This window comes from Paenibacillus sp. FSL H8-0259, from assembly GCF_037963255.1.
GTDB lineage: Bacteria > Bacillota > Bacilli > Paenibacillales > Paenibacillaceae > Paenibacillus_AQ > Paenibacillus_AQ phytohabitans.
Genome location: NZ_CP150147.1, coordinates 5,969,796 through 5,988,443 on the forward strand (window position 1 = coordinate 5,969,796; position 18,648 = coordinate 5,988,443).

The following is an 18,648-nucleotide window of genomic DNA, read 5'->3' on the forward strand; positions in this document are numbered from 1 at the left end:
ATGATTTCGATCGCATTGCATAATACAAAATCCGTTGTAGATAAAGGATTTCTATATATGTCAACCGGTTGACATACCAAACGGTTAGCATATAAAATAGGGAATATTCTTTCAATCAGTTTGGGAGGCAAGCTATGCTTAAATTAGATGAAACACTCAACTTTCATACCAAAAAAAATGATCTGTTATCAATCGGAGAGATTCTAATCGATCTGATCTCAAACGAGTATGATGCAAATTCCTCAAGCAATTGTTATCACAAGCATTTTGGGGGATCACCCTCTAATATCGCAATGAATGCAAAAAAACTTGGGATTCGTTCAGTAGTAGCTTCAGCAGTCGGACAAGATGGATCAGGGGACTTTCTATTGAAGCAACTCCAAGACTCCGGAATGAATACAGAATGCATACAAACCGCAGACGAGGCGACAAGCATGGTAATGCTGACGAAAAGCCAGTCGACTCCAACCCCCATTTTTTATAGAGAAGCTGATTACCAGCTGGTATACACCCCAAAACTTGAACATTACCTGAATGAGTCTAAGATATTGCACTTTTCTTGCTGGCCAATCTCCAGATCCCCTGCCCGTCATACAATTGAGAAATCAATTGAAGTTGCTAAGGAGAACGGTCTGCTCATTTGCTTTGACCCAAATTATCATGAACGATTATGGGAAAAAGGCATGGATGGAATAAGCTACATTCAATCTATTATCGCAAAGTGCGATATTGTAAAACCATCTGAAGATGATGCTGAACGACTATTCGGCAGAGACTTACCTGAACGTTACATCGAAAAGTTTCTTAAACTTGGAGCTAAACTAGTTATATTAACTTTGGGGAAAAATGGCGCGATGGTCTCTAACGGCAGCACAATTGAAACGTTTTCGACTTTAGCCACAAATGTAGTAGATACTACAGGAGCAGGTGATGCTTTTTGGTCGGGATTCTATGCCGGGATTGTAACAGGTTATACCATCCGTAAATCCATTCAGATTGGGTTTGCTACAAGTGCATATAAACTACAATATACGGGAGCCGTCGTAGATTTACCTAAGCTCGAAGTCCTTTGCTCCATATATCAAATTTAGGAGGAATTACAATATGACTTTAAAAAACCAGGTACAATTGATTACATACCCGGATTCACTTGGCGGAGATTTAAAAACACTAAAGGAAGTAATGTACTCACATTTTACCGGGGTATTCAAAGGCGGAGTGCATATCCTCCCTCCATTCCCTTCTTCTGGCGACAGAGGCTTTGCTCCGCTTACCTATCTTGAAATTGACCCCACATTTGGAACATGGGACGATATTCGTGAAATTGGGGAAGAATTTGATATCCTGGTTGACTTGATGGTCAATCATATTTCACAGAAGTCGGAATATTTCCAAGACTTCCTAAAGTCTGGCCGTAACTCAAAATATGCGGATCTGTTCCTCACCCTGGATAAACTATGGAAAGATGGAACCCCTGTACAAGAAGATATCAACAAAATGTTTTTGCGCAGGCCTCTGCCTTACTCTGCCTTTCAGATTCAAGAAACCGGTACAGAGGAAAGGGTATGGACTACGTTTGGAAAGACAGATCCATCCGAACAAATTGATTTGGATGTACGCTCAGAGCTGACAAAACAGATCCTAACGTCGTTCTTCCAAAATTTCAAAAAACACAAGGTAAAGATCGTACGCTTGGATGCCGTCGGTTACGTAATTAAGAAGCTGGGAACCAGTTGCTTTTTTGTGGAGCCAGAAATCTATGACTTCCTTGATTGGGTCAAAGAACTTGCCAGATCACTAGAGATTGAATTGCTGCCGGAAGTGCACTCCCATTACTCCATTCAGTATAAATTGGCAGAGCATGGTTGCTGGATTTATGACTTTATTCTGCCCTATCGGATTCTGGATACCATGATTAATCAGTCTAGCGAGGCTCTGTGCGACTACTTGAAGAACCGCCCCGCGAAGCAGTTCACGATGCTTGACTGCCATGACGGTATACCGGTAAAACCTGATTTGGATGATCTGATTGTTACTACAGAGGCCAAAAAACTAGTAGACACCTGCCTGGATAGAGGATCTAATCTCAGTTTAATTCTGTCAGATGAGCATAAGGGAACAGATGGCTTCGATGTGCATCAGATCCGCGGTACCTATTACTCTATTCTTAACTCCGATGATGATTCTTATCTGGCTGCCAGAGCCATTCAATTTTTCGCCCCCGGAATTCCACAGGTGTATTATGTAGGGCTGCTTGCCGGTGAAAATGACTACGAACGGGTTCAAAAAACCGGTGACGGCCGTGAAATAAATCGTCACAACTACACCCTTGAAGAAATCGAGCAATCACTTCAAAAAGAGGTCGTACAACGGCTTTTGAAGCTCATTCAATTCAGAAATGATTATGAGGCATTTAATGGCGTATTTGAAGTTATGAATTCATCAAATGAAGAGGTTAGATTGCGCTGGGACAATAATGGAAAATATTGCGAGTTATTTATTGAACTTATGACTAAGCGAACCACTATCCAATACATCGATGAAAATAACGACTTGATTGAATATATTGTCTGATAAGCAACTTGTTCTGTTAAAAAAGCACGCCATTGGCGTGCTTTTTGCCGAAAATAGGAAGCAGCCAAGGCGCAATGTAATTGCGCTTGGCTGCTTTATTGAAATAGAATATCTATGATTTCTCCTTCATCACAATTTGAACACAAACCGGTCCATGAAGGTCATGGCAATCGACGGTATAAAGCTGCAAATTATCGAAATGAGCTCTCAGCTCTCTCCTTACTCCGTTTACTTCAACGAAATAAGGTCTTTTATCCGCAAAGAAAGTAAAAGCTCCCCCTTCGTCAAGAAAAAGTGTGGTCCTGGATTCGTCTCGAATGATATGCTTGATCGTTTTGGGGGAAATCATCTTGTTAGTCAATCCAATCGGGGCAATCCCCGAGTCACAGTTGACCAGAATGAATAGTTTGGCTTCCTTTTCATTAAGGACGATCGGAAGTTCTTCATCACGCCCAATCACCGAACACGCTTTCGAGAAATATTCGTAGACCGCAAATCGGCTTCCATGCAGCCCGGGAATATCTGCAGAACGAATCCGGTTATGGATCGGACTTCCATCCTTGTTGATATGAAATGCAGCAACAATTCCAGCATCCCCGGCACGGTTCCATATTTTTAATGTAGCATTTTCATGGACCGGATCTACAGTCAAGCAATCCAATGTCGGCATCCCTGGCAAATCGCAGCGTAACACCTTCCCGTCCCGTTCAATCAGCGGTCGGATTAAATTGGGGTCGGTTGCTTGAAGAGGATCGCTAAAATATACGGGACCACCGCTTACCGCCCGAAGAAGGGCATGACGTTCCGCATCAGCATGGACTGTCCAGAACATATCCCAATCTCCCCAGTAGAGATGGCCATGATAGAATGAGTTGTATACATTTTGCATGGCGTGTTCAGCGAAGCAATCCGGATTCTGGGGAACAAAATCATCACTGTTACGGCTAATGGCAGACATGGGCCTGCTCCATACGTTTTCCGAGGCCATTCCCATGCAGTTGATCATTTGATAATGAAAATGCATAGCGGCAGAAGCCTCCAGTGCCACATGTGCCCCCTTAGCAGCCTTTCCTGCAGGAAGATGATGTTTTGTGAAATTGGCTATCGCACTTTGTCCATCTACCTTGATGAGTCGAATTCCTTGAAGGCGCAATTGCTGATGAATCTCTTTCCAAAAGCCAAATCCACGGTCATCACATGCAGGAATAAGAGCACCGCCATTTGTGGGCATCAGATGTTCTTTCATCTTAGCAGCGATTTCACCTTCAGGATGAATACCGCCCCAATATCCTGCGAATGTATGCCAAACTCCTACTGAATTGATACCCAGCTCCTTCAGCTTGTCTACAACACTTGCAAGACCGCCCGGAAATTTGCTTACATCAGCCTTAAAAGATACAAGCTTCCCCTCCTTAATGTCCTGCCATCCGTCGTCAATGATTACCCAGCGTACCGGAAGATCCATGTTCTTAAATTCATTGCACTTTTGTACGATCCCCTCTTCGGACACCTGTTGGTAAAAGGCATCCCAAGTACACCATCCGAGGTACTCAAAAATCTCCGGATATTGCCGTTCATCCTTATTTGCAACACCAAGTTTGCGTCTCGCCGAGGTTAACGTATGTTCCGCCAATTCGAACGGATTCTCATGGATCCCCAACATCGCAACAATGGTATTCATGCGGCTGCACCCGCCTATGCTGTTAAACACAACCAATTGCAAATTCCCTGCGGTAGTTCCCTGCAAATCCGCCTTACAATTTTCTTCGCAAAGCGGTATAATTTGAAAGAAGGAGCCTGTTTCACGTTCTATCAGTAACTGCTGCATCCGGCTGGGCAACCCCTCGAGTGTCCCGGTATACGGTCTTGTCCACCAATCGTTAAACCGGTAATGCCCTAGCAGACCTGTCATTCCAGGGAAGCCTTCCATCGTTAGCACAATCCCATTGTTACTGTCAAAAAAACGCAATTTCTCAAACAGCGGATTATCAATCGATGCGGAAAGAGATATCGCTGCACAACTTTCCTCTATACTCAAATGAAGATTCACTAAAAGTCCTTCATCCTCATTCCGAAATTCGCAATCGGTTACCGGTAACCCGCTTTCTTCTCCTCCTCTCACCTGTGACAAATATAATGTGTGGCTGGAACCATCATCCAAGTTCACAACAGCCGAGATTCCTTTTATAACCGTCTCCACACCGTCAACCAAATCAAGCCTATCTCCTGTTTGTAAGAAATTCAGCAAATATTTTACCCTCCCGGAATCTAAAGTTCAACCTGTTGAAATTCCTCCCAAATCAACCTTTCACGCTGCCGAGCACGAGACCGGTCGTGAAATATTTCTGTAGGAACGGATAGATGATCAGGATCGGGACCGTTCCAAGGAATAACTGTGCCGCGCGGCCGGTTCGTACATTCATTTGAGCGAGGAGCTGCGTATAATCCGTGCCAGATCTCAATATAATTTGGTCGAAGTTGAGCAGTAGTGTCTGCAAATAGCTTTGCAGCGGATAATTATCAGGATTGTTCATATAGATAATGCCATCAAACCATGAGTTCCAATGCGCAACGATGCTGAACATTCCGACGGTCGCAATCGCCGGCTTAAGAAGCGGCAGGAGAATATAAATTAATATCTGTATCGGACCGGCTCCGTCGATCGTCGCCGATTCCTCGATCTCTTCCGGCAGGCTCCGAATGAAGTTCATAAGAATGATCATGCTGTAGACGGGCAAAGCGCCTGGCAGAATAAGCGACCAGATGGAGTCGATGAGTCCGGTTTGAACGACTATGAGATAGCTCGGGATTAATCCCCCATTAAATAGCATCGTCAATACAAAGAAACCCATATAGATTCCGCGTCCCATCACTTTCTCCTTCGTCTTGGAAAGCGGATATGCAGTGAGGACCATCAAGACAAGGTTGATTATTGTCCCCAACACAACACGCTGGGTTGATACCCATAGTGATTGTAAAAATTGCCCTCCTTCTAACGCAAACTCATAGGCCTTCGTCGTAAAATCGACCGGCCAGAATACGACATCTCCTGCCGCCACCGCTGAACTCCCGCTAAAGGAAACCGCAAGCAGATTAGCGAACGGCAGGATACAAATTAGCGAAACCACGATCAGGATAAAATAATTGGCTACAAAAAATAGCCGGCGCCCCAGGCTTTTGTCTTGAACCATAATTCCCCTCCTTAATAAATCTTGTATCCTGCAGCTTTTTTCGCTATCACGAGGGACAAGACGACCAGTATACAAGTGATGACCGATTTGAAGAGACCGATCGCCGTGCCTATAGAATATTGAGCTTGCACAATGCCAAGCCGGTACACATACGTATCGATAATGTCGCCGGATTCGTAGACAGCGGGGGAATAGAGGTTGTAGATTTGATCGAAACCCGCGTTCATGACGTTACCGAGGGACAAGACAGCCATTAGGATAATTGTAGGCGCAAGTAGAGGCAGCGTAATATAGATGGTCTGCTTCCAACGTTTCGCCCCATCAATCAGCGCCGCTTCATACAGACCCGGGTCGATGCCTGTCAAAGCAGCCAAATAAACGATCGTACCAAAGCCGAATCCTTTCCATATATCGGAGACGATCATCGTCCATGGGAAGATCGAGGGGGCTCCAAGGAAAGAAACAGGCTTCACGCCAATGCTTACAAGAAAATTGTTAACGATACCATCCGAAGCTAGAATATCGATCATGATGCCGGCCATAATGACCCAGGAAAGAAAGTTCGGGATATAGACCAGCGTTTGGAACGTCCGCTTAAAGGTCCTCTGCTTTACTTCATTCAGTAATAAGGCGAAGGTAACCGGCACGATGATGCCGCCGATCAACTTGAAAATCGACATGTACAGTGTATTCCAGATCGTTCGCAAGAATTTCTCTTGATTGAAAACATGTGTGAAGTTATCCATTCCGACCCATGGCGAATGGAAACCAAGTCCCGGATTATAGTCTTGAAACGCTATAATCAATCCGTAGAAAGGGAGATAGCTGAAGATAAATACGAGAATGATGCTCGGAAACAGCATGAGGTGAAAAACCTTCTGTTGTCTTAACTTTCTCAACATGTCCCGATCCTCCGTTCCTAGAATAATATTTTAGAAGGCGAGCATAAACTCGCCTCTTGTCATGCTCTCGATCGTTAGTTATTTGTTTCCGTACATTTTGTTTACGGCTTCGGTTACCTCGTCTCCGCCGGCTTCCCGCCAGTCCTGGATGAGCTTATCGAAATAATCGATGTCCTCTTCACCCATGATGATCTTTGTAAATCCTTCGGTCAGAACATCGTCCAGTGTGGAGCCGTATTTGGCAAGTTCTTTGGGCTGTGCTCCCCAAAGCGAGGTCTTGATATACTGATTGTTGTCGATAAAGGGCTTGGCGAGGCCATATGCACTCCTCGGCGCTCCTTGCTGCAGGTAGTCCCCAACCACAGCCGGTGTGCCTTTTGCCTCGAACTCAACACTGTTGTTGTACTTCTGCCATTGACCGGTCGCTGTGAAATGGCTTGTGTCTTTCGTCTTCATAGCTTCGCTGACCTTCGTAAACTGCTCGTAGTCCGTATTCGTGTTCGTGACTTTAAACGGTTGAGGAGCGTGCTCCAAGCTATCCTTCACGAAAGCGGCCATAGTCTCTGGCGATTCCTTGCTGAATCCTTCGTCCATCATATAGGCGTAGAAGTTAATCAGCTTGATCACCGCTCCCGGATTTTCAGCTTTCTTATTTACCACAATGTAGTTCCCGTTTAAGAAGGAAACAGAATGAATCACTTGTTCGCCATTGGCGGACGGTATGTTATATGGATAGAATATCGCATTCTTACCTAAGTTCGTGACAACGTCCATGCCTGGATTATAGCCCCACCACTGATAGTGAGGTTGTATGCCGACTTTGCCCGCTATGACATTAGCATTCATCGCTTCTATTTTTTTAACCGAAAATTCGGGATCGATAATGCCCAGCTTATACCATTCCGCAAACGTCGTAAGCGCTTTCTTCATTCCGGGCTGCGTCGACCCGTAAATGATTTTGCCGTCTTCGTCTGGAACCCATATATCCGGATGAACTCCCCAAGCAACTGCAAGCGTGTTTAGTGTATCGAGCGTCTGATCAACCGCAATTCCGTATCCGCCGTGTTTTTCCATGAACTTGAGTGCGATGTTCTTAATGTCATCTATCGTCTGCGGATCCTGGAGCCCAAGTTCTTCCTTCCAATCGTTGCGGATCCAGACAAAATCAGGCTGGTCAATGATGCCATAGTGCAATTGCGGGATACCGTATAATTTTCCATCCTTCATGCCGGATTCATAGCTGGAACGATCGGTTTCCATGTAACCTTTCACCCGGTCGGATGCGTATTTGTCAAACACATCAGTCAGATCCATAACCATGTCAGCTTCCATCAATTTCTGCAGCTGCGATGCGTTTACACGATAAATGTCGGGAAGCTCGCCGGATGAGATCGCGAGGTTCATCTTCGTTTCGTAATCGTTGGATACCCAATCCGTCACGACGTTGATATTGAAACGTTCTTTGTATGCCCGCGTCCAGATGTTGTTCGTTATGTCTTCACCTTTTGGAAACTGGATGGCCGTATTGGTTTCACGAACGGTGTGAATTGTGACCGGCTCCGTGTATTTCCCGAAAGCGTAATCGACTTCCCCGTTCTCTTTCGTCGCTTGTGAAGATTCAGCTCCTGATTCCGTCGTTTGGTCTTTTTTGTCCTCAACGTTGCTGCACGCAGCAAGTAACAATAGTACAAAGGCCAAGATGATAGATAATCCTTTTCGTTTCATAGGTACCCCCATTTGTATCAATAATGGAATTTAGAGTAATAACCAACAGGCCATTCATAAAATCCGTCTCGACAATTTACTGGCGCTTCTGAAGCCTTATTGAACCTTTTGCTTTTAGTTCTTGTGAGTCAGCTACGCAATCACCCTTTTCTGGTTGAATTAGCTTCCGGAATGGACTGAGCTTCAACTCCGGTAAGACATCGCTCATATCTTTCTTTCGCTGCACACTTTTCTGTATGAGCTTTTACTAGCATGACATCATCAGGCTACGCCATCTATCAGTATTGTGCACGAATCATCATAAATGTGTATTCCTATAAAAAAAGTAAAACCCGGTTGAATAAACACATGAAGAAATGAAACAAAACAAGCTGCTGCCCCATGATGAGACACCAGCTTGTTTTGCGGTAAAATGCCCTTTTCTCCTCGAAGTGAAGACATGTCATTACTTCACCTTTTGTCGTTCCTGATATTGCTTCGTCCATTCCTTCTCAACATCCTTAACGCCCATCCTCTCATACTTGGCCAGCAGTTCCTCAAAGCGTGCCCGGGCACCCTTTTCGCTATCAGCGATCAGTACTGTCGTAATGTCCATGAGCAGTCCGGATTTCATGTTCGCCCAGACTATCCCCGCTTTGCTGTTCGGGTCGATTGATAAAACGCTAAGGTCTGTTCCGTCAAATTTGAAAAGCTCGGCAATACGGCGATCCGCTTGCCGGTCCGGCGATTCGCTTTGCTTTTCCCAATTATACTTATGGTACTGATTCAGTTCGAGATAACGTACTCCCGTCTTCTGACTGTAGCCATCCCAATCCATCTGCATTTGCTCGTAAGCGTGCTGTTTCAGGACCGGGATACCGTCTTTCATTTCCCATGTCTCGCCTTCAATGCCATAGAAGCTTAACATTTGACCTTCCGGACTCATGTAATAATTGAAGAAGCGCATGATCGCTTCGGGATCTTTGGCGTTGTTGGTAATGACTGCCACGTTCCAGCCGACTGTGCTATAGCCCCCCATATATGGCTTAACACCGTCATTCCCGGCCGGCACCGGGTAGGCTTTGTAATAGATACCGGGGTCGGTCTTCTTCAGCACAACATTCGGCGTCCAATAATCCCAAATCGTCGAGAAGCTTGCCGCCCACTTCCCGTTACTGCGTGCTTCCTGTTTCATGCTACCCTTGTAGGTGAAATTCTCGGGGTCGATCATTTTTTCACGGTACATCTTGTTCAACCATAGGAGCATGTTCTTGGTGGACACGTTGAACATAAAAAACTTGATCCTCTGATCCTTCTCGTCATAATAGCGGTAGTCCTTGTTCTGACTTCCCCACATGTTGGACATTTCGATGAAAGAACCGTCGTCATAATCCAGTCCGAGAGGATACACTTGTTCACCGTTCGCCATGCTCAGATTCGCATTCCGCACTTTTGCTAGATAGTCTTCGAAATCATTGATCGTCTTGATGTCGGGTCTCCCCATTTTCTCATAAATGTCCTCACGCAGCATGAGGGTTCTGCCGACGGATAATTCCCCTTTGTCGCTGAACCAGTTGGGGAGCCCGTAAAGATGACCGTCCGGATGCTTCAACTTATCGACGACATGCTGTGGAATATAAGTACCGATCAGTTTATCATACCCGTATTTTGCCGCAAGCACATCAATGGGCAATAGAGCTTTCGAATTGACATAATTGTCCCAAGTCGGCCCGCGATCCATCCACATCACTTCCGGGTAGTCGCCAGACATAAGCATGAGATTAGCCTTCTGATCGCCGTCACTGTCGGGACCGCTAAAATCGAATTGAACGCCAGTTTTTTCGGTAATACGTTTCGTGACCGGATCTGCCCCCCACTTCTTTCCTTTAAACCAGTCATACATCCACATGGCTTTGACGGTTACATTCGACATGTTATTCGAAGAGTTGTCGGACGGTATCTGCGCCGCATTCCCCTTCAGTTTCGACTCGGTGCTCTCACCGGAACAAGAGACGACCACAACCGCGGTTAATGTTGTGGCGATTGCCATGCTCACTCTCCTCTGCCAACGCATCTCAACCACACCTTTCCGTTATTTGGAAGATGCTATTATGCATCCCGCATCAAAGTCAACTTACGGTAATCGAGAGGCGAGTAGCCGTAGCACTTTTTGAATTGCTGGGCAAAATAAGAAAAATGAGAGAACCCGACTGCTTCAGCAACCGCGCTGATCTTCAAGTTTGTTTGGGAAAGCAGACCTTTCGCTTCCTCCATCCGGATGTTCAAAATATACTCGGACAAGGAATACCCCGTTTCTCTGCGGAAAATACGGGAGACGTAACCTGCGTTTACATGAACGATCCCCGCGATCGTATCACGCGTAAACTCTTCTTGGAAATGCTCTTGGATCCATTGCTTGATCCTCATGACCGCAACGGAATCATCCTTGCAATACGCTTTAAAATAGGACACGCACGTCCGTATTACCTTATCGCACCACCCCTCTAAGTGATAAACAGAACGCCTAGCGGCCGGGGCGGAAAGTAAATCTTCGTCCGGATAGATAGCGGAGATGGAAATTGATTTTTTATGCGCAGCCGTATAAACCATATGGAGAATAGTATAGTACAACGATTCCAGCATTTCCGGATGTAACTCTTGCTCACGGCCCCAATGGCTGATCGTTTTGGTGATGTCTTCCAGCAGAAGTTCCTCTTCTCCCGCCTCCAGCAAAGCAGACCACTGAGATGCGGGAAACTGACGGAACGCCCCCTTCAGAAGCTGAGGCAATCCTTCACGTAAGGAAAGGACTTGATTCGATGCCGACACACTGTCCCGTTCCAGCTTGACGAGCCGCCTATAGACTTCTGCCAAATCGGGAACCGGTGTCCATTCGCCGATATAACAGGACAAGCTGCATTTGAAATACCGTATGCATGATTGGATGTATTCACGACACTTTCCCATGATCTGCTCGTCGAGGTGAAACGGATCATCCTGTGAATAGGCATCAAGATGAATCAATATGACATTGTGGCCTTCCAGGCTTTGTACGGCTGTGCCGCCCCCATCGCACAGAATGATCTCCTGCGCAGCCTTGCGCAATGCGTACTCCATAATCTCCTCATCCCTCAGGCTGAATTCTTCCTTCCAACGTTCCACGCTGATGAGAATGGGAAGAATCATTCCACCTGCCTGGATGGGAATTTCGTAGAGCTTAAACATCGCATTTAGCCGCTCCGGTTCTAATCTGCACGGCTCTGATAGCAAATCCTGCCATATATGCTCCGACATTGAGGGCAGCTGGTCTTCCCATAAGCGTACGTATTTATTGTAGGTTTCCCGAAACGCTTCATTTTCTTTGCGCTGCTCCAGCTTGCATATCATTTCCTTCACGACGGACAGCAATTGTTCAAGCTCAACCGGCTTTAAGATATAGTCGTGAATCCCGAGATGAACGGCTTTCTGCGCATACGAAAAATCAGCATAGCCGGTCAGAAATACCGTCTCCAAGCCGGGCTGGTTGTTCACGGCCCACTCCATCAACTCAATGCCGCTTCGGCCTGGCATTTCGATATCCGTAATCATGCAATCAACCGGTTCGCGGTTCAGGATTTCGATTGCCTGCTTGGTGCTGTAAGCTTTGTAAATAACAGAAACACCGATACCGGACCAGTCGACTCCTTCCGCAATGGCTTGCACTGCTAATTTCTCGTCGTCAACCACCAGCATCCTATACATTTAAGACATCCCCTTTTCCTGATGATTGTTGCAAACGGTCGGGATCTCCAGGGTCACAGCCGCTCCATGAGGTTGCCTGTTGGCAAAATGGATAGCTACTTCTTCCCCGAAATGCATTCGCAAGCGATGATAGACGTTCCAAATACCCACACTTTCTCCTTGCCTGTCGAAGTATTCTCCGGTTTGCAGCCGTCTTAGCTTCTGTTCCTCAAAACCCTCTCCGTTGTCGAACACTGCAATGTATATTTTCCCCTCCGCCGCATCTACGTCCATTTTCACTTCAATGGAAATGTGAAGAGCCGCTTCTTCGCCCTGGAAACCGTGAATCAACGCATTCTCTACGAATGGCTGAATGGTTAGCGGCGGGATCTCGACATCATCAAGCTGTTTCGGAAGCAGTACCTGATAGAATAGTTGATCTGGAAACCGCAGCCGCTGAATTTCCAGATAATTGGCGATATGGGTGCACTCCTCCTTCAGTGTAACGATCTGACGGTCAGTTCGGATTGTAAAACGGAAGTAATCGGCCAGATGAAGCGCCATTTTTTGTACGGTGGTATGATCCTTCAGCACCGCCAAACTATAGATGATATTCAAGGAATTCATATAAAAGTGGGGGTTGATTTGACTTTGCAAATGCTTGAACTCCGCTTTTTGCACCCTCAATTTCTCTTCGTACATGCCGATTGTTAATCCTTCGATTTCGGCAGCCATATGATTGAATGTATTGTTCAAATAGGCTATTTCCCATTGTGCGGGAACCGGGAGACGAATTCTCAAATTCCCCTGCCCGATCATTCGCATCCCTTTCAGCAGGGAGCTAATCGGTTTAATTAACACACGCTGCAAAATCATAATAAAAATGAAAATGAGAAGAAGGATAATGAACGGAATGGAGTAAATCGCCCGTTGAAAAAAAGGCAAGTTCAACAGCAAATCTTGTTCTGGGATTAACAGCAGCATCCATATGGAAGACTGGGTATACGGATGCACCATGTATATATAGCTTGCCGCACTTTTATCATAAATCGTTCCATAATGTCCTTTTTCTTCGTTTCCCGGATTCAGCAACGGCTCGGGAAAATCATTTGCGCTTTTCGAAGGGAGTGCTCGCCCCTCATCAGATATCAGCAAAAGTTTACCTGACTCGCCGAAATCCAGATTTTTCACCGGCTCCATGAACCGGGATTCCGGAATCCAGGCTCCTACATACATTCCGTTCGAGCGGACGATACGAATCAAGCCCGATTCCGTATCGGTACTAACCCATCGCCATCTGTCACTCGATTCAGACGTGTTCACTAAGCTGCGGATCAATGTATTTCGTTCGCGCACCCGTTTCGTATCGTATGATTCATAATAAGAAATCAGATCATCATTGTCAGCACTATATGCAAAGAACAAATCGACCAGATTGTATAACATGTGGTCCTCATCGAAGTTATGAATCAGCATGATTCGAGAGAAGATATAGTCCTCGGATTGTTCTGGGAATATAGCTAAAGTCTTAACATTGGTATCGATGGTTGCAAGCTTGTACAAGTAGGAATTGATATCGCTCAATGATTTATCCATAGTCTGGGTATGCAGGGACAAGAGGTTCATGTTTGATTGGGCGACTTGCTTGCGGACCACTTCCATTGCGTAATAATTGCTGTAATACAAAAAAGCCGCCAGAGGTACGATGACGGACAGAAACCCAAAAATGAGTTTGGTTCGCAGTGAGTATTTGGTAGCCATTGATCTCCCCCCGAATAAACTCTTCTTGTTGCAAATTACTTGTACCAAGACCTCGTAACCGCTTGCAAAATTCCATTCCCCAATATGGAGATCCGATTCCTCACGGTAGGCCTGCTCCTTCACTGCGAACATCTGTACCGAACTTCAAACACTTTATCAAGCTTATTAAAATCCGGTTTCGGAAAAATCCCCGTCCACCATAAAGTCAATGCGGGGATGTCCCATTAGAGCAATCTTTTTTTGATGATCAGGTGAGGGTGCTAGCACATGCTATCCCCTTGATTCCGAATCATTCCTATTGGCGCCGCAGCTTTCACGCACCATGAGCTTAGTAGAAACTGTAATGGTCAAAGGGATATCACGGCCTTTAATTCGTTCGCAAAGCAGATTTACTGCGGTTCTCCCCATTTGTTCTGTATAGATTCGAACAGAGGTCAATGAAGGCTGAACAAAACCGGCTAAATCGATATCATCAAAGCCAACAACAGCTACTTCATCAGGTACTTTTATATTTTCGTCATACAACGCCCGCATCGCACCTATAGCCATCGGATCGTTGGCAATAAAAAAAGAACTGGGTAGATTTCCCTTTCGGATGGCTTCTCGCATCAATTCATATCCGCTGTTTATTGTCCATTCCCCTGAATATACATCCACGCCAGAAAACATCCCCTTATCCCTCATCATCTTTTCGTAAACAGAGTAACGGACTTCGGGAATCTCCTTTCCCTTCCGTTCTCCTTTAACAGGCGAATAATCTTTCCCCCCAATAAAACCGATCCTCTTATGGCCTAATTGAAGCAAATGTTCCAGTACATCCTTTGTACCCTGCTCCAAATCGGAAATAACGCAGTCATATTTCTGACGGTCTTGAGCTAAATTATTGACAAATACAATCCGGTCATTATTACCGTATAAAGATTCCAAATCTCCGCTATCAATCTTCCCAATTACGATTAAACCATCCATGCCGTTCACGGATGCACCATCCTCCATACTGTTCATACGAATAACCTTTGCAAGAACAATTCCTTCTTCCCGGCATCTTTTCTCTACGCCTTGGCGGATGGAAAGGAAATATGGATCGTCTGTCTCGTCTTCCGGAGAACACCACAAGACCAATCCGATCTGGATGAGCTTTTTGGATGGTTTTGCTCGCTTTCGTGCCCCTTTAAAACCCAACTCCGAAGCAACGGTATAGATTCGTTCTTTCGTATCCAGACTTATGGATAAGGTTGGATCTTGATTGAACAATCGGGAAACGGTAGCAATAGAAACCTGGGCTTTTGTGGCAACATCAGATAACGTAGCCAATTAAACACCCCCGAAGTTAAATATAAGTAAAACAAAGTTAAATAAATCTTAACAAAAATCGCGCTATTCGTCAAAAACAATTCTTGTTCTTAGGTAATGAATAAAAAAAGTAATAAGTTATTGATTGACAAAATAAAACGATTACAATATTATGATCATGTGCTTTTAACTGATTTTTAACTATAATTTTTAACAAAGCTTTTTAACCTATTTTTAACTATGTGTATCCTTTGGAACTAAATACACTATGTGGGAGGTGACAGTGCTTTACACGCGGTATAATTGCGAGAAATAGAGCAAACACGTGAAGGATACACAGTTGGTTAAAAAGGGGAAACTAAAAACCAGGGGGAATCAACCATGAAAAAATTACTTAGCGTAATTGGAATATCAGCTCTTCTTGCTTCCGGCTTAGCTGCTTGCAGCGGATCAGAAAACTCCTCTTCTTCAGCCAATCCAAACGCTGAACCTGCCAAAGCAGGTAGTCCTACAGAGATATCTGTACTTATCGGAAAATCCGAGATCATTAGCCAGTTTGAAGAAATGGTAGAACACTACAATACATCACAGGATCAAGTCAATGTTTCTATCATTTCACTCGGTAATCAAAATGCTTTCGACAAAATGACAACCCTTTATGCTTCAAACAATGCGCCAACCATTACTATGATGGGTTCGGAATATGAATCTATGCATGACAAACTGTTGGACCTGTCCGATCAGCCCTGGGTTCCTCATGTAATGAAAGGCAGTTTGGATTATGTAACGGATGGCAGCCAAATCAAAGGCATGCCAGTTTCGGTTGAGGCCTTCGGTTTGATGTATAACAAAAAGGTACTGGACCAGGCAAGTGGCGGAGATTTCGATCCCGCGTCAGTAAAAACACAGAATCAGCTCAAATCGCTGATGGATAATATCACTTCATCCGGTGCAGCTGAAGGAGCGATCCATATTTCTCCCATGGACTGGTCACTGGGTGCCCATTACACCAATATTTTCTTTACAGACCAATCTTCAGACAGAGATCAACGTCATAAATTTCTCGACGACCTAAAAAAAGGTACCGTCAATCTCTCCGAGAATAAAGTCTTCTCCGGTTGGATGAATACTCTTGATCTTATGAAAGCGTACAACATTAACAAAAGCTCTCCTCTTTCGCCTGTCTATGACGATGGTCCCACAGCTTTGGCTACCGGACAAGTAGGGCTATGGTTTATGGGGAACTGGGCATATCCTCAAATTCAAGAACTCGATCCAGAAGGCCAATATGGATTTCTCCCTGTACCGATAAGCAATAACGCCGAAGACTATGGCAATTCACAGATCTCTGTTGGCGTTCCGTCTTATTGGGTTGTCGATGCAGAGCAATCCTCCACCGACCAGCAAAAAGCAGCTAAGGAATTTTTAAATTGGATGATCTCTTCTGAAGATGGCCAGGATTATTATGTGAACAAACTCAATTTCCTTTCTGTCTTCGATAATTTCACTGCCGAACCCGCAGATTCCCTTTCCCAATCCGTTCTTAGTTATATGAAATCAGGAAATACGCTTGAATGGATGAATACTTATTATCCAGCAGACGCTTTCCCTGCGATGGGAACTTCCATGCAAAAATATTTGGCCGATAAAATTAACAAATCTGAATTAGTTAAAGAATTCGAAGCATATTGGATCAAGAAAGGATCTAACTAAGACTTTAAGATGGTGGGATATGCGGACTTGCTTATCCCACTCACATTCTCCAGCACGGAGGGAACGGGGGAGTAACCTTGTATAAAGAAACGACTTTGAAAAAAAAGATAACGGTATTCTCCATCTTTGCTTTGATTCCGCTATTTGTTTTTACAGCAGTGGTGATCGTTCCATTTATCATCGGTTTTGTAATGACCTTAACTAATTGGAATGGAACCTCTTCTGTCTTTCAATTTATTGGTTTTAATAATTATAAAGCTGCATTTTCAGACAATCAGTTTTGGGTGTCCCTATGGCTCACCATCCGTTACGTATTTTTCACGCTTATTCTAACCAATATTGTTGCTTTCTTCCTTGCTTTACTGGTAACAGCAGGTAGAAAGGGGCAGCATTTTTTTCGCGCGGGCTTTTTCACTCCTAACCTAGTAGGCGGAATCATTCTTGGTTTTGTATGGCAATTCATATTTGCTCGTGTACTCGTTTATTTTGGAAAGACATGGGGCCTAGATATTTTCACTTACTCTTGGTTAGGAGATACAACAAAGGCGTTTTGGGCTCTTGTAATTGTCGGAGTTTGGCAAAATGCAGGATATATGATGCTAATTTATATTGCCGGCTTGATGAGTATTCCTTCGTCTCTTTCCGAGGCCGCCAATTTAGATGGAGCAGGTTCATTCCAACAGCTCTTCCGGATCAAAATCCCGATGATGATTTCCTCCTTTACCATTTGTTTATTTTTGACCCTGCAAAGAAGTTTCATGGTATATGATACAAATCTTTCGTTAACGAAAGGCGGGCCTTATCGATCCACCGAGATCATCGCCATGCATGTGTATGACGATGCATTTATATACCGGAACTTTGGATCGGGTCAGGCGAAAGCCATAATGTTATTTTTAATCGTATCGTTAATCGTCACTCTGCAGGTTAGGGTCATGAAGAGAATGGAGGTAGACGCCTGATGCGAAATAAACGCTTAAATATTGCTGCAGGCTGGTATACAGGTATGTCTATCCTTTTCATTATCTTTATTTTTCCTTTTTTATTGATTCTTCTTAACTCTTTCAAGTCTAGAGTAGAGATTATCCGAAATCCTCTAACTCTTCCGAAAACGCTTGATTTTTCAAACTATACGGAAGCATACAACCGAATGAATTTTTCGTACGGATTATTTAACTCTTTGTTTATTACTTGCGTCTCCGTTCTGGCTATTTTGGTGTTTTCTTCTATGTTAGCTTATTATCTGGTTCGTTGGTCGAATAAAATATCTTCCATTATACTGCTTACGTTAGTTTCGTCGATGCTTATTCCATTTCAGTCCATAATGATCCCATTTGTCACGCTGTATGGAAATCTTCACATGCTTAACAGCAGATGGGCGCTTATCTTCTTTTACCTTGGATTCGGTATCAGTCTGGCCACCTTCATGTACCACGGTTTTATAAAAACTGTTCCAAAAGACCTGGAGGAAGCCTCATTAATGGATGGAGCCGGGCGGGTTCAAGTGTTCTGGAAAATTATCTTCCCCATTTTAAAACCGATCTCAACGACGATAGCCATTGTAGACGTTTTGTGGATATGGAATGATTTCTTGCTGCCCTCTTTGGTTTTACTTTCGAAAGAACAACAAACGTTGCCGTTATCGACCTATTACTTCTTTGGCAAATATACATCGAATTACGGAGTTGCCATGGCAGCACTGGTTATGGCAATCATTCCTGTCATTATCTTCTACCTCATTATGCAAAAGCAAATTATTAAAGGTGTCGTCGAAGGAGCTGTTAAATAGG

The 18,648-nt window shown here is 44.4% G+C and carries 13 protein-coding genes; 5 read left to right on the forward strand and 8 right to left on the reverse strand.

What is annotated here, in order from left to right:
• Positions 1–134: 134 nt before the first annotated feature.
• Positions 135–1,091 (forward strand): sugar kinase, encoded by a 957-nt coding sequence (locus NSU01_RS25670; protein ID WP_076243788.1) that lies wholly within the window; start codon positions 135–137, stop codon positions 1,089–1,091.
• A 13-nt stretch (positions 1,092–1,104) separates the two neighbouring features.
• Entirely contained in the window at positions 1,105–2,574 is a 1,470-nt protein-coding gene (gene gtfA, locus NSU01_RS25675) for a sucrose phosphorylase (protein ID WP_076243789.1), read from the forward strand.
• 112 nt (positions 2,575–2,686) lie between these two features.
• On the opposite strand, the gene NSU01_RS25680 is transcribed toward gtfA, so the two are convergent.
• From NSU01_RS25680 to NSU01_RS25715, 8 genes are all read right to left on the reverse strand, one after another.
• A complete protein-coding gene (locus NSU01_RS25680; protein ID WP_076243790.1) occupies positions 2,687–4,822 on the reverse strand; it encodes a Sip1-related alpha-galactosidase in 2,136 nt (711 codons plus the stop codon).
• A 52-nt stretch (positions 4,823–4,874) separates the two neighbouring features.
• Complete coding sequence (locus NSU01_RS25685) at positions 4,875–5,765, reverse strand: carbohydrate ABC transporter permease (protein WP_076243791.1); 891 nt, start codon at positions 5,763–5,765, stop codon at positions 4,875–4,877.
• A gap of 11 nt (positions 5,766–5,776) precedes the next feature.
• Positions 5,777–6,667: an ABC transporter permease subunit gene (locus NSU01_RS25690; RefSeq protein WP_076243792.1), complete on the reverse strand. Its 891-nt coding sequence runs from the start codon at positions 6,665–6,667 to the stop codon at positions 5,777–5,779.
• 78 nt (positions 6,668–6,745) lie between these two features.
• Positions 6,746–8,392 carry an extracellular solute-binding protein gene (locus NSU01_RS25695; protein WP_179093505.1) on the reverse strand — a complete coding sequence of 549 codons (1,647 nt, stop codon included), beginning with the start codon at positions 8,390–8,392 and terminating at the stop codon, positions 6,746–6,748.
• Between the two features lie 445 nt (positions 8,393–8,837).
• Entirely contained in the window at positions 8,838–10,421 is a 1,584-nt protein-coding gene (locus tag NSU01_RS25700) for an extracellular solute-binding protein (RefSeq protein WP_179093506.1), read from the reverse strand.
• A 59-nt stretch (positions 10,422–10,480) separates the two neighbouring features.
• Positions 10,481–12,112: a response regulator gene (locus NSU01_RS25705; protein ID WP_076243794.1), complete on the reverse strand. Its 1,632-nt coding sequence runs from the start codon at positions 12,110–12,112 to the stop codon at positions 10,481–10,483.
• Positions 12,113–13,852: a histidine kinase gene (locus NSU01_RS25710; protein WP_179093508.1), complete on the reverse strand. Its 1,740-nt coding sequence runs from the start codon at positions 13,850–13,852 to the stop codon at positions 12,113–12,115.
• Positions 13,853–14,122: 270 nt separating this feature from the next.
• On the reverse strand, positions 14,123–15,166 hold the full coding sequence (locus tag NSU01_RS25715; RefSeq protein ID WP_076243796.1) for a LacI family DNA-binding transcriptional regulator: 1,044 nt from the start codon (positions 15,164–15,166) through the stop codon (positions 14,123–14,125).
• Positions 15,167–15,526: 360 nt separating this feature from the next.
• On the opposite strand from NSU01_RS25715, the gene NSU01_RS25720 reads away from it, so the two are divergent.
• From NSU01_RS25720 to NSU01_RS25730, 3 genes are all read left to right on the forward strand, one after another.
• The gene (locus tag NSU01_RS25720; protein WP_076243797.1) at positions 15,527–16,858 is read left to right on the forward strand and encodes an ABC transporter substrate-binding protein; all 1,332 of its coding nucleotides are present in this window, start codon (positions 15,527–15,529) and stop codon (positions 16,856–16,858) included.
• Positions 16,859–16,935: 77 nt separating this feature from the next.
• Positions 16,936–17,820: a sugar ABC transporter permease gene (locus NSU01_RS25725; RefSeq protein WP_076243798.1), complete on the forward strand. Its 885-nt coding sequence runs from the start codon at positions 16,936–16,938 to the stop codon at positions 17,818–17,820.
• On the forward strand, positions 17,820–18,647 hold the full coding sequence (locus NSU01_RS25730; RefSeq protein WP_144026069.1) for a carbohydrate ABC transporter permease: 828 nt from the start codon (positions 17,820–17,822) through the stop codon (positions 18,645–18,647). Before NSU01_RS25725 ends, NSU01_RS25730 begins: the two co-directional genes overlap by 1 nt.
• Position 18,648 lies beyond the last annotated feature (1 nt).

Coding starts and splice junctions, on each gene's coding strand:
- NSU01_RS25670 (WP_076243788.1), top strand. CDS start 135: ATGCTTAAATTAGATGAAACACTCAACTTTCATACCAAAAAAAATGAT.
- gtfA (WP_076243789.1), top strand. CDS start 1,105: ATGACTTTAAAAAACCAGGTACAATTGATTACATACCCGGATTCACTT.
- NSU01_RS25685 (WP_076243791.1), bottom strand. CDS start 5,765: ATGGTTCAAGACAAAAGCCTGGGGCGCCGGCTATTTTTTGTAGCCAAT.
- NSU01_RS25690 (WP_076243792.1), bottom strand. CDS start 6,667: ATGTTGAGAAAGTTAAGACAACAGAAGGTTTTTCACCTCATGCTGTTT.
- NSU01_RS25695 (WP_179093505.1), bottom strand. CDS start 8,392: ATGAAACGAAAAGGATTATCTATCATCTTGGCCTTTGTACTATTGTTA.
- NSU01_RS25700 (WP_179093506.1), bottom strand. CDS start 10,421: ATGGCAATCGCCACAACATTAACCGCGGTTGTGGTCGTCTCTTGTTCC.
- NSU01_RS25705 (WP_076243794.1), bottom strand. CDS start 12,112: ATGTATAGGATGCTGGTGGTTGACGACGAGAAATTAGCAGTGCAAGCC.
- NSU01_RS25710 (WP_179093508.1), bottom strand. CDS start 13,852: ATGGCTACCAAATACTCACTGCGAACCAAACTCATTTTTGGGTTTCTG.
- NSU01_RS25720 (WP_076243797.1), top strand. CDS start 15,527: ATGAAAAAATTACTTAGCGTAATTGGAATATCAGCTCTTCTTGCTTCC.
- NSU01_RS25730 (WP_144026069.1), top strand. CDS start 17,820: ATGCGAAATAAACGCTTAAATATTGCTGCAGGCTGGTATACAGGTATG.